The following is a 12,952-nucleotide window of genomic DNA, read 5'->3' as shown; positions in this document are numbered from 1 at the left end:
CATGTTAAATTAACATCTTAAAGCTTAACTTAAAGATGTTAAATTCAAGTCAGCCTCTGCGCACGGTTGTATATAAAAATACTACATAACATGATTAAGGAAATAATTGCAAACATATAATTAATAGAAGCCGTTAATAACCAGCCCCCTAGTATCGGTCCGATAAAGCCGCCAATATTTTTAAACTGGGAAGCCCCAAGATATGTTCCCTTTTGATCTTCCGGTGCAATTTCCTCTATCACTGCATTCATCATCGGAAAACAGAAAATTTCACCGACCGAAAACACAATCATACTCACGATAAACATCCACGCACTATCGGAAACACCAAACAGAAATAACCCAATTGCAAAGATGACTACGCCTATTTTTAGCGAAGAATAGATCGAGATTTTCTCACTTACTACGGTTAAAGGGAGTTGAAATGCTAATACCGTTATGGAGTTTGCAACGATCACATAAGAAAAGAGCTTCACTCCATCTTCCACAGTCATGTTAATAAATTGTGGCAATGTCGAGTTAAACTGGGAATAACCAATTGTAATTAAAATGCCTCCCGCGATAAACAGCAATAGCTTTTGATCATGGAAAACCGCGCTCAAAATCGTTCGTATTTGATGCTTCGAACTAAGTCTTTTTTGCTTCATTTCATAGCGGTTTAATACGACAAGTAAAAAGACGCCATACAGCGCATACATAAATCCTGTAATCATAAACGGTGTCGCCGGACTTGATAAGCTTGCGACCCATACCCCAAGTAATGGACCCATAACAGCCGCAATATTAATTGCCGTATAGCGGACGGAAAAAAGGCGCCTTTTTTTAGCATCCTCCGTAAAATCAATCATTAATGCTTGTGTACCTGGTTCAAAAAATGAGCGGCATAATCCATTTACTGCATTCAACAAAACGAAATAAACAGCAGAAGGAGCCCAAGCAAAACCAACGAATGTGAGGCTCCATATAAAGACAGTAATAATAATGACCGCTTTTCGTCCAAAACGATCGGTTAAATACCCGCCGATTAAGCCACCAAACGTTGAAAATAATGGGGCAATTCCAATTGTCACACCGATTAACAAAGGAGAGGCCTGAAGTTCATTATGTAAGTATAAAGCCAAAAACGGGATAGCCATAAAACTGGCTGTTCGAACAAAAATTGTTCCACTTAGTATGATCCATACGAGTGGATGGAAATATTGAAAAATTCTTTGCATAAAATGTCTCCTCTAGTTTTCAATGTGTTTCCTATTATACATCCTTATGTAAATTATATTTTAGTAATGTGAATTTTCTGTTATTTTTACTTCATATTTCCAGTAAAATGGTATAATTGCAGAAAATAATAGGTTAGGAGGGAAATTCAAGTGAAGCTTACGAAAGAAGAGAAATCGTGGATATTGTACGATTGTGGGAATTCAGCTTATTCAATAGCTATTACTACTGCCCTGTTTCCAATTGTCTTTGGTATGTTTAATGGGGTCAATAATATGGACTTGGGGTACTTTAATTCACTTGCCAGTATATTTGTTGCTGTACTTAGCCCCATTTTAGGAGCATTTGCAGATTATAAAGATAAGAAAAAACGTTTCTTCACATTTTTTGCATTAGTCGGTATTATTTCTACTCTTTCCTTTACATTTATTTCACCTGAAAGTGGACAATGGCAGCTATTAATCGTCATGTACATTTTATCCTGCATTGGTTTTGCCGGAGCAAATATTTTCTATGATTCTTTCTTAGTTGATGTTACGACGGATGAAAAGATGGATAAAGTATCCTCATCCGGTTTTGCATTCGGCTACATTTCCAGCGTCATCCCTTTTGGAATTAGTTTAGCCGTTATTTTCGTAATGGGAATGGATGAAGCGATTGGCTATCAAATCGGTTTTTGTATTACAGCATTATGGTGGGGATTACTGACAATCCCGATGATTCGTGATGTAAGGCAGCGTCATTATATCGAACCAGAACCAAATCCGGTTGGCCAAAGCTTTAAACGATTAGGTCAGACGTTTTTAAACATTAAAGATTATAAAATCGTATTCTTATTTTTAATCGCCTATTTCTGCTATATCGATGGTGTCGATACAATTATTAAAATGGTTGTACCTTATGCAACGAGCGTTTTAGGACCAGATAGTTTAAATACATTTATGCTATTAGGCATTTTACTCGTTATTCAAATTGTTGCTTTTCCGTTTGCCCTGCTTTATGGTTCCCTTGCTAAAAAATATTCGACACGCTCGATGATTATCGCTGGTATTACGACATATATGGTTGTATGTATTGCAGCATTTTTTATATCTGAAATGTGGCATATCTTTGTACTGGGGATTATGATTGGCTCTGCACAAGGCGGAATTCAGGCCCTTAGCCGTTCGTACTATGGAAAAATTATACCGAAGGAACGCTCGAACGAATTTTTCGGCTTTTATAATATTTTCGGAAAGTTCGCAGCGATTATCGGTCCCTTTTTAATGGCATTGACAACTACATTAACAGGTGAAGCAAGATATAGTATTTTATCAATTATTCCATTATTCATTATCGGTCTCATCGTGTTCCTCATGCTTCCAAAAGATGTAGGTCAACAAACAAGAACAGTAAGGTGATTATATGACGCAAAAAAATAAATATGTCATCGTCGTTTCGTATGACGCTTTTTCCATCGATAACTGGGAAAGCGCAAAGTCGAAACCAAATTTGGCAAAGTTAATTGAAAATGGTGCTTCCACAAATTTAGTGAAAAGTGTGTATCCAACCCTCACCTATGTTATTCACAGCTCGTATGTGACAGGTATGTATCCAGATAAACACGGTGTATTTCATAATAATCCGTTCCAGCCTTTCGTTCCCGAAAGTGATCAAAACTGGCATTGGTTCCGGAAGGATATTCAGGCACCAACTGTGTATGAGGCCGCTCATAAAAAGGGTCTTACAACAGCAGGATTATTATGGCCAGTAACAGGAAAAGCTCAAATCGATTACAATATTCCTGAAATTAAAGCAGTCAAAAATGAAAACCAGGCATTGAAAATTTTAAAAAGCGGAAGTAAATTATTCACGCTCCAGATGGAATTAAAATACGGCAAAATCAGACAAGGAATCAACCAGCCTTATTTGGATGATTTCACAACAGTTTGTGCAGTCGATACGATTAAAAAGAAAAAGCCAAATTTACTGCTTATGCATTTAATCGATTTGGATGATTCGAAGCACTTGCACGGTACACAAGGAGCACATATTGAAGAAGTTATTGATCGTATGGATCGGCGTATTGGTGATTTAGTTCAGGCGACAAAAGATGCCGGCATTTTTGATGAAACGACTTTTATAATTGTTGGGGATCATAGCCAGCTTGATGTTCATTATAAAGTGTATTTAAATCGGTTATTTTATGAAGAGGGTCTCATTTATGAGCAGCATGGAGCATGGCAGTGGCGAGCTTATGTGCAAGGTGCTGGTGGGGCTGCATATTTGCACGTGCAACCAGGAGATTCCGAGGCAGAAAGAATTGCTCTTTCCATTTTACATGATGCAATGCAAAATGAATCCTATGGCATAGAAGCCATTTTAAGTACACAAGAGCTGAACGAACTCCATGTAAATAATCAATTCCGTTATATGATTGAAGCAAAGGAAGGCTACTCTTTTGAGGATGACCATTTACAGGAAGCGGTCGTTGATTTACATGCACAAGGTAAAAAATACGCCACACATGGTTATTTACCATCTAAAGCGAATTATACAAGTAATTTAATTATTTCAGGTAATCAGGTCATTGCCGGCACTGACATTGGTGAAGTAAGTGTTGTCGACATAGGCCCTACAATTGCACATATATTAAATCTTGATTTACCTAATACAGATGGCCGGGCGTTAACCGATATATTTAAGTGATGACTACTTCTTTAAGCCGTTTGTCATTTTAATGATAGGCGGCTTATCAACTTAACCAAAATTGCGAGGTAACTAACTATATGTTAATAAATGAATTCAGTGATAATCTCTCTAAATACAAACTACCGGAAGAATATGATGAGACTTATAAAAATTACACAGCAGATTTAAATTTTATCGAGGCTTATTTAGGAGAAAACAAGAGCGCCATTATTGAACTTGCTTGTGGTACAGGACGCTTGGCCATCCCATTAGCCAAAAAAGGTCATACGGTTTATGGTGTTGATATTGATCAAGGTATGCTGGATTTTGCACAGAAAAAGGCCCTTAGTGAAGATGTTGACATTCAATTAAGTGTACAAGACTGCACACAATTGAACTTACCAATTAAATCAAATTTTATTTATATGACCGGTAATTCCTTTCAACATTTCTTAACGAACGAAAGCCAAAATGCTCTTTTTAAATCAGTCAAAAAGCATTTAAATCCAGGTGGCGAATTTCTATTTGATACGCGAAATCCGATTCTCCATGAACTTGCGAAAGAAGAAATTTATGAGGAAACTGTAAAGAAAAATGGTGAAACATTCCACGTCGTCAACAAGGAAAATTATGATCCTTTAACACAAATATTGCATTGTACTTCCACCTATATATCTACACAAAATGAATATATAGATAGTATTAATTTAAGATATACATATCCATTAGAAATGAAACGGCTTCTAGAACAGCATGGATTTGAACTAATTCATATTTATGGTTCCTGGACAAAAGCAGTCTTTGATGCAAATAGTATTTCGATGGTGATTCATGCAAGGGTAAAGGAAGTTTAATACGGGTGCCTTAAGATTTCCCCCCTTCTATATTAGAAGGGGCTTTTTAATTGGTGCTATTAAAAATTCGAATTATATTTTTCTCAAATAAAATTTAATAAGCAGGACTCACAAAGACTATTGCATCTGACTTTAATCTCCCCGGGAATTATTTAAGCGATGATTCTACAATTAATAGCATCCTCTACGTGTTTAGGAATCTCTATACGTCTGCTGTTCTCTAAATATCAGAGCGCAAATTAATTTTTACAGCCATCTCAATAATAGGTGGAGTAAACGTTTCGGGAATCATTGGAGAAGTCAAACTTCCAGTATGATTTGTTAAACCGAATGACGCATCATCTATGTCAATCCAATCTAATTCTCTAACATTAGGGATTTCGCCAATAAAATGATAATCTGCTACATAATAATAGGTACCGTCATCATTTTTGCAAGCTCTCCATACTTCAGCTTCTTTCCTAGGATCTAAGCCGAATTGTTCAAAAAACTGTTGGATTGCTGGAGTGGTATGAACAATTGCTTTTGCATAGTAAGCACAATCTGAACAACCACAATGTTCTTTTTCAGAAACTAAAGGAAGTTCCTTATATAAATCTTTTGTCTTCTGAACATCCACATTCACAATTTGTCCATTTAGAATAAATTGTTCCATCTTGTCCTCACCTCCCTTTACCGATTATCAAACCAGTAAACCACTCCTGTAAACGCATCGACAAATTGAATATGTGCCCCAGTTGGTAAGGTTGGATAATCAATGTTGGATAAAAATGAAAGCTTCTTCGTGTCGACTACGTCACCATAAAACGTACCCGAACACAACTTTCCTTCATCATGATCCATGTGCATCATAATATTAACGTATCTCTACTTCTGCTCGTTCTGTTTTGACTGACCTATGATAAATGGTTCAATAATTTTACTCATAAAGATCCTTCTTACTGTTAATCAAAAAAATCGCCGCCTGTCCGTCATAATCTGCGAATATAATTTCCACCGTTTCACTCGTCGTCGTGACGTGATAGCCTTTATACGTTAGACTTGGCTCATTCGTTAACGCAAAAAACAAATTTTGCTCGGCAACATAGAAAAACTCCTCCAACGCATGCTCGAGCATTTCTTCATTTTCGATTTGCAGGACAAATGCGGGTAAGTACTCCCGGTGAAAGCCTTTCGTTGAGAAACGAATAATTTTTTTAATCGTTGCCATTTCTTTGACTGGGTAAGGCGCGTTCAAAATCTCATCTTTTTCAAACGAATACGATCCAAAATAAAGCGTCATCGGGAACGTCCAACGACTTTGTGCGAACGTTTGCATAACAATCGGTGTTTGCTGTTCGCTCACGATTTCGTAAGCGGAAAAGCTGTCGTCTAATTTCAAAGATCGTACGTTATTTTTATACGGAACAAACTTCATACTGGCAACCCTTCCCTTTCACTTGAATGCAATCGCAAACTTGGTCATCCGACGTGCTCTATGCTACGACTTGATGGCAGCTTTTTATTCAAATAACGACAATTGCTCACCAGGTCCTGCAACGATTAATACAACATCATCGTCCACTTGCGCCTGTAATTGCCAGCCCTCAAATTGATCATTATCTCCAATCACTTCTAGCTGCATTCCTGATACAAATTGAAGGCAAAGATTGTTCGGTAGTAGTAATTGAACTAACGAAATTTTCTGACGAGCGAGTGCAGTCAAATACAATAATTTATCTTTCGCCTCTCGTTTCACAACGGTTGTCTCACCATTTTGCGTCAACTTAAACGTTCCCTCAATTCGAAGTGTCACTTCATCATAGCGACTATTGCTTGTTGAAAGCTGTATGGCAGGTCCCCAAAAATGAAGACTATCGATTGTTTCATGTAGAACGCATTTTTCCATTAAATGCTGTATGTGTATATGTTCCGTCATGTTCAGTCTCCTTTAAAACAAAATGCGTTCATCACCATAACGTATAGTGCCCGCCTAAAATAAGGGAAGATTTTACCGTTATTCGAAGGATGTAGCTCATTTCGGGATAAATAAGGGAACGTTTTTCCGTTATTTCAAATAAAATCCCGATATTTCACGTCTTTTAGGTCAATAGCGGAATTTTCTTCCCTTATTTCGACTATTTTTTATGTCATTTTCGAAATAACGGAAATTCCTTCCGCTATTTATCTCCTTACGCAATTCAATTTACAAAAGATAAAAATTATTTATAAGTATAGCATTATTAGGGGGGCACATGATCTAAGCGAGCGCTGCTGCCCTAAAATTTAAATGCTTTAATAAACTAAACAAATCAAGATAAATGTATTCAATCCGATATTGGCGCATGCCTGTCCAGTGACCTAACATTTATCCACTAAATACTGAAAACAAACTTTAAAGGCTTTTTAATTGGTGCTGTTAAAAATTCGAATTATATTTTTTTCTAATAAAGTTTAATAAAGGCAATAATTGCTCGCTCTCTCGAACGTGCTTCATATAAATTTCTACAGGAAACAAATGCATATGCGGTTTTAATTCTAAAATTTTTAATCTCCCCTCTGCCAGTTCTTCTTCTATGAGAAACTTAGGTAAAAACCCAATTCCTAAACCGCCTAATACTAGTTGTTTCACGATATTGCTTTCTTTTATTGTATTTTTCCGGGCAATTTTGTGCTCTTGTTCAATTAGTGTTAATAGCGGCTCTATTCCCTCCAAATAGCCTACAAACATTGGATAACCCTTTAATAGTTCTGACAAGATAATAGATATTTTTTTATCTTCATCTTTGAATGAAGGTGAGTAAGCTAAAACAAGTGGACTTGTTTGTAATTTTTCTGCATGAATATCTTTAAACTTACTGTTGCTTGTACCTATCGCAAGGTGAACCGTTTGTAAGCGAATTAAAACATCTATATCATGTGATTCTTCTATTACGATATCAAGCTCGTAGTTTGTAAAATGGGACATAAATTCATACAAAATTTCTGGTAGTTTTGTTGTTACCAATATTGGAGACAGCGCAATGGATAATTGGATCTTTTCAGAATTTGAATACGTTAATAATAACTTTTTATTTTCATTAACCTTCTCTAAAATCTCTTTCGCTAAAGGATAAAAATAATCTCCTTCTCTTGTAAGTTGAATTTGTGTATGATTTCTCACAAAGAGAGGTACCTTTAAATCTTCTTCCAATAATTTTATATGTACGGAAATGCTTGGTTGCGAAATAAATAACTTTTCAGCAGCTACCCTAAAATTGCCGCACTCATAAACTGTCACGAAAGTTTTCAACCATTTTAACTCCATGATTCACCTTCTTCTAATTAATAATATTAATCAATTTTATTAATTTTTATTAATTCAGTTAATTTAACTTTTATTATACGATAAAGTCACTTAAAAGAAAGAAGGTATGAACATGGGAAAAAATCAAAATATCTCAACTTTTAAACGCTTTGCAGAAATGGAAGCAAAAGATAACAGCCCTCTATATGAATTTTGGTGCCATCGCATCGTTCAGGATGATTTTCTGCTGGATTTAATCGAGCATATTCCCAAGACACAACCGAAACCAAATCTCTTTTTTGCTTCGGTGCAATATTTAGCATTAAGATCAAGACGACCATTAGCTCACTGTTTTCTTCACCTGGAAGAAACCGAATTCGAAACGAACTTTCATTTATTAAAGGATTTCTGTAAGGAAAATAAACACGAGTTAATTCAATTATTCCAAACGAAAAAAGTGCAAACAAATGAGGTTCAACGAGCAGCCTACCTGTACCCCATTTTCCATGAAATTTTTAAACGAAGTAACAAACCATTAACACTTATTGAGATTGGAACAAGTGCAGGATTATTATTAAACCTTGATTATTATCAATATGAAATTCATCAATCTGATCCTATTCATTATGGAGCTAAAGGAAGTTCCCTTCAGATACACGCGAAGAATTTAGGAGATACTTTAATCGGGATAGATACGTTTGAAATTAAAAACCGCTTAGGAATTGACTTAAACATTATCGACTTAAAAGAGGAAGACGACTATTATTGGCTCCAATGCTTAATTTGGCCAGAGCAACAGCAACGAAAAGAAAATTTAAAAAAGGCGCGCGAAATCCATTTAAACTGTGAGAAAACTTTATTAGAAGGTGATTTCAGAAAGTTGATTCCACAGTATATTGGCGAACTAAATGAAGAAACACAAATTGTCATTTTTCATACGCATGTTGCTAATCAGTTCCCTTTAGAATTAAAGGAAGACTTATTATCAATGATCAATAATTTAAGCAGCAAAACACCGATTTACCATGTTTATAATAATATGTACGATCAACATTTACATGTGGATTATATCAATTCGAATGAGACAACTAACTTAAAAGTATTGAAAAATACGGATGGGCATGGGCTTTATTTTTATTGGAATTAAAAAATCGTTCTAATTACTGATGCGATTGACCCTTTTGGCTATTTCGAATGAAAAGGACTCCAAGATCTTCTCACCCCCTTTAGATATTCGATATTAATCGATATAATGAATTTATTAACTATTATTCCTAAAGGAGAAAATATGAAGACAAAAGGTGAACTTACAAAACAAAATATATTAAAAGAGTCCATAAAATTATTTAGTAAGCAATCCTTCAAAAATGTAACAATCCGTCAAATTGCAAAAGCTGCCGGCATTTCACCAGCATCTATTTATAAATATTACGATACCCAGGAAGATTTATATTATGCTGCAATGCAGTCTGCAAGTCAGGAGCTAATAAATGTATTACAAACTGCCGAAACATTGGAAGCATTGGTCAAAACATATTTACATCACATGTTAATTTCTGAAGTATTATTTGAAATTATGACCTATTTTTCATTAGATAAAGAGAACGAAAAAAATATATTGCCGATTTCAAATGAAATTAATTATTTCCTGGATTTACTCGAAAATATGATAGCAGGGGAAAACGCAAAAATCGAAGCACAATTATTATTTTCTACTTTAAACGGTTTAATTATTTCATATAAGAAAATACCGGATCGAAATGATGAAACTAATTTTGATGCTATTCAGAGGCTCGCTGATTATTATATTATGCAATTAAAAAAAAGATTATAAAACAAGGTGATAGTGGCTTAATACCCTATCACCCTATAAATAAATTAAACTGGATTTGCTACTTTTAAATGATTTTTAAGAATTTTTCCAACTGCATTCCGAGGTAATTGCTCTATAAAACTTACTTCTTTTACACATTTATAAGAGGCAAGCCTTTCTTTACAGAATCCAATAATATCATCTTCTGTTACAGAATGATTTTCTTTTACAACAACGTATGCACGAGGAACTTCACCCCAACGCTCATTAGGTACACCTACTACAGCTACTTCAAGTACTGCCTCATGCTGTGCTAATGTCAATTCGAGCTCTGCAGAATAAATGTTTTCTCCACCGCTGATAATCATATCTTTTAAGCGATCCACTACATATAAGAAACCGTCCTCATCAAAATAACCAACATCCCCTGTAAACAGTTCACCATTCCGAACGGTTTGATTGTAACCCTCAATGTTTTTGTAGTAACCAACAAACACTTGTGGACCACTAAGAACAATTTCCCCGATTGTTCCAGTAGACACTGGTTCCTTTGTTTCAATATCAACAATGCGAATACCACATTGCATCACTGGTTTTCCCATTGACGTAAATTTCTCTTTATTCTGTGTCTCCTTCCAGAACGATACACCACCTGTAAATTCTGTTACACCGTACACTTGTTGAATCGGTACACCTAGCTGCCTAAAACCGAGAATAAGTGATGCCGGAACAACTGATGCCCCACAAGAAATATTACGCAATGAAGATACATCCGACTTTACCACCGGATAGGTTTGTAGCATGAATGATAACATCGCGGGAACAGTCATCATTGTTGTAATTTGATGTATTTGAATTGCTTTCCATGCGTCAACTGGGTGGAAATCTTCCATTAAAATCATAGTAGCCCCTACATGAATATTAGTTATTAAAGGCGCAAAGCCTCCTATATGGAAGAATGGTGCTACCATTAAGAAACGGTCTTGCTCCCACCAATCAATTGTATGGCTAAGACCAATTGAAGCAGCCTGTAAATTAATATGAGAAAGTAAAGCGCCTTTTGGCTTTCCTGTAGTACCTGACGTATACATTATTAAAATCGGCTCATGATCTGCTGTTACATATAAAGGCTCTTGAGCTGTTATCATATAAAGCTTCTGAAGCTCATCTGTACCAATTGCCGTCACCCCTAATTGAGAAGTAACTTCTTTAAACACTTCATCATGAATGAGTAATTTTGCATCGCTATGCTCTACAATATACTGAAGTTCTGCTGCTTGTAATCGGTAATTTAACATTACTGTTACAATGCCTAATTTTGCAGCTCCGAAAAATGCTGCAATAACATGCTCATTATTTTTACAAAGTAACGCAATCTTATCCCCTGCTTTAAAACCTTCTTGCTGTAAAAATTGTGAAAAACTATTTGCTCGCATATTCATTTCTGCAAAAGTAATCTGCTTCTCATTATGAATAAATCCTACTTTTTCTCCTAATAATGCTGCACGACTTGCTAAAACTTGTCCAATATTCATAATCCCATCCCCTTAAATTATAAGATTGGTAAATCCTCAAATGGCTTTGTAACATTTTCTTGGTATGAAACAAATAATTCTTCCCACAATGCTTCCCATCTACGAGCAGCCTTCATATTCTCTGCATTCGGTAAATCAACTAAATTAATCGAAGCTATCTCTTTTATTTCGTTTGAATATTCAGTTATTTCATCTTTTGAAAGTTGCGGAAACATCTGCTTTAACACATCTTCTATCGACCACTGCGACTTTAGTAAATCCCGGTACATTTGAGCTAATAATACATTACGAGGCCCTTCCCATAATTCATTTACTAAGCTATCTCGAAACAATCTGGCAATATCATTGAAATCCTCAATAGCTCCATTACCACCAAATATAGAAATTGCCAATCGTAACTTATCAACCGTTTCTTTGGATGTGTAGATTTTTTGTAGTAAAATAAGCTCGCGCATTGCGAAAGCTTCTAATTCTGTAGCATTCTGTAATTGCTCAAATCTCTTATAAACATCGAACGCTGTTGCAACGGTCCTTTTTGCTGCATATTCTAAATCGGCTAACTGTGCAGCTGCCATTGGAAACTGTTCAATTTTTCTACCAAACACATCTCTAAACGATGCATATAACTTCGCTTCCCGTGCAGCACGCATTAAGAATCCACCGCTTCCAAAGCCGATATCTAATCGCGATCTCGTTAATACTAAACTTACTGCGAGAGCAACACCTTTATTTTCTGGTCCTATTTTGTAAGCAAGTGCTCCGTCGTATTGAATTTCTCCTGAGGGCAATTCACTTGTACCAATTTTCCATTTCAAGCGATTAATTTCATAATGATTACGAATTTCTTTTTCTTTGTTACCTGGTAACCATGAAGGAACGATAAATGTCGCAACATGATTCGTAGATTCAATTCTTGCTGTGACCACCGCGTAATCCGAATGAACAGCAGAACAAAAGAATTTATGCCCGTATAATCTGTACATATCTCCGTCCGGGACTGCTTTTAAAACATTTGCCGGTATGTCAGAGCCCCCTTGCATTTCGGTCATATATTGAGCACCGATGCCAAAATCCCCATCAATACCTTCTTTCACATGTTGATGAATGTATTTCACCTCTTCTGGCACCTCATCATAAAAAGCCTCTATTAAAGCAATCAGTCCATCAGTACAAACAAGAGGACATGAAATCGCCGCTTCTCCATTGCTATGCAATAAATAGCGCTTAACAATTCCTGCATATCCTACGTTTTGTTCAGAAAAAATAGCCTCACTAAAAATTTCCTTTGTTATTTGTACGGCCTCTTGCGGTCGAATGATTCTATCAATTCGATTATTAAAAGCATCGAAATGGCGGATCTTCGGATGATTTTCAGGTCGGGCATATTCAGAAATAGCTTTTCTCCAATCATTCGATACTTTTTCACTAAAAGGGGTTATCGTGTTCATTAGATCTTCAAATTCAGAGCCAGTGAAATTTTGTAACACCTTTTGGAGAAATGGATTGTCTAAATCATTCAATGCTGTACGCTGACTCAAAAACTCTTCAAATGAATATTTTACGTTATTATCTATTTCAATCATTAAATATCCTCCTTTTA

The 12,952-nt window shown here is 35.8% G+C and carries 13 protein-coding genes; 5 read left to right on the top strand and 8 right to left on the bottom strand.

Going from position 1 to position 12,952, the window contains the following annotated elements; all coding sequences use genetic code 11:
* Positions 1-44: 44 nt before the first annotated feature.
* The gene (locus H9632_RS05245) at positions 45-1,217 is read right to left on the bottom strand and encodes an MDR family MFS transporter (protein ID WP_191703063.1); all 1,173 of its coding nucleotides are present in this window, start codon (positions 1,215-1,217) and stop codon (positions 45-47) included.
* 150 nt (positions 1,218-1,367) lie between these two features.
* Between H9632_RS05245 and H9632_RS05240 the strand changes: the two genes are divergently transcribed.
* From H9632_RS05240 to H9632_RS05230, 3 genes are all read left to right on the top strand, one after another.
* Positions 1,368-2,615, top strand: a complete 1,248-nt coding sequence (locus tag H9632_RS05240; RefSeq protein WP_191703062.1) for an MFS transporter — start codon at positions 1,368-1,370, stop codon at positions 2,613-2,615.
* Positions 2,616-2,619: 4 nt separating this feature from the next.
* Positions 2,620-3,903, top strand: a complete 1,284-nt coding sequence (locus H9632_RS05235) for an alkaline phosphatase family protein (RefSeq protein ID WP_191703061.1) — start codon at positions 2,620-2,622, stop codon at positions 3,901-3,903.
* Between the two features lie 80 nt (positions 3,904-3,983).
* The gene (locus H9632_RS05230; RefSeq protein WP_191703060.1) at positions 3,984-4,739 is read left to right on the top strand and encodes a class I SAM-dependent methyltransferase; all 756 of its coding nucleotides are present in this window, start codon (positions 3,984-3,986) and stop codon (positions 4,737-4,739) included.
* A gap of 220 nt (positions 4,740-4,959) precedes the next feature.
* Here H9632_RS05230 and H9632_RS05225 read toward each other — a convergent pair whose 3' ends face one another.
* The 5 genes from H9632_RS05225 to H9632_RS05205 all read right to left on the bottom strand — a co-directional run bounded on the left by H9632_RS05225 (position 4,960) and on the right by H9632_RS05205 (position 8,025).
* Positions 4,960-5,394: a hypothetical protein gene (locus H9632_RS05225; RefSeq protein ID WP_191703059.1), complete on the bottom strand. Its 435-nt coding sequence runs from the start codon at positions 5,392-5,394 to the stop codon at positions 4,960-4,962.
* Positions 5,395-5,411: 17 nt separating this feature from the next.
* Positions 5,412-5,591 (bottom strand): hypothetical protein, encoded by a 180-nt coding sequence (locus H9632_RS05220; RefSeq protein ID WP_191703058.1) that lies wholly within the window; start codon positions 5,589-5,591, stop codon positions 5,412-5,414.
* 67 nt (positions 5,592-5,658) lie between these two features.
* Positions 5,659-6,156 carry a hypothetical protein gene (locus H9632_RS05215; protein ID WP_191703057.1) on the bottom strand — a complete coding sequence of 166 codons (498 nt, stop codon included), beginning with the start codon at positions 6,154-6,156 and terminating at the stop codon, positions 5,659-5,661.
* A gap of 84 nt (positions 6,157-6,240) precedes the next feature.
* On the bottom strand, positions 6,241-6,657 hold the full coding sequence (locus H9632_RS05210) for a DUF6188 family protein (protein ID WP_191703056.1): 417 nt from the start codon (positions 6,655-6,657) through the stop codon (positions 6,241-6,243).
* Between the two features lie 480 nt (positions 6,658-7,137).
* Entirely contained in the window at positions 7,138-8,025 is an 888-nt protein-coding gene (locus tag H9632_RS05205; protein WP_191703055.1) for a LysR family transcriptional regulator, read from the bottom strand.
* 112 nt (positions 8,026-8,137) lie between these two features.
* Here H9632_RS05205 and H9632_RS05200 point away from each other — a divergent pair, with 112 nt between their 5' ends.
* Positions 8,138-9,151 (top strand): DUF2332 domain-containing protein, encoded by a 1,014-nt coding sequence (locus H9632_RS05200; RefSeq protein WP_191703054.1) that lies wholly within the window; start codon positions 8,138-8,140, stop codon positions 9,149-9,151.
* A gap of 141 nt (positions 9,152-9,292) precedes the next feature.
* Positions 9,293-9,838, top strand: a complete 546-nt coding sequence (locus H9632_RS05195) for a TetR/AcrR family transcriptional regulator (RefSeq protein WP_191703053.1) — start codon at positions 9,293-9,295, stop codon at positions 9,836-9,838.
* 44 nt (positions 9,839-9,882) lie between these two features.
* Here the strand turns inward: H9632_RS05195 and H9632_RS05190 are convergent, their stop codons facing one another.
* Positions 9,883-11,352: a class I adenylate-forming enzyme family protein gene (locus H9632_RS05190; RefSeq protein WP_191703052.1), complete on the bottom strand. Its 1,470-nt coding sequence runs from the start codon at positions 11,350-11,352 to the stop codon at positions 9,883-9,885.
* A 17-nt stretch (positions 11,353-11,369) separates the two neighbouring features.
* Positions 11,370-12,935, bottom strand: coding sequence for an acyl-CoA dehydrogenase family protein (locus H9632_RS05185; RefSeq protein ID WP_191703051.1), 1,566 nt, complete (start codon positions 12,933-12,935; stop codon positions 11,370-11,372).
* Positions 12,936-12,952 lie beyond the last annotated feature (17 nt).

The organism is Solibacillus merdavium (genome assembly GCF_014836935.1).
Lineage (GTDB): Bacteria > Bacillota > Bacilli > Bacillales_A > Planococcaceae > Solibacillus > Solibacillus ferritrahens.
Note: the sequence above shows the minus strand (reverse complement) of the source record. Positions and strands in the feature narration are given on the sequence as shown.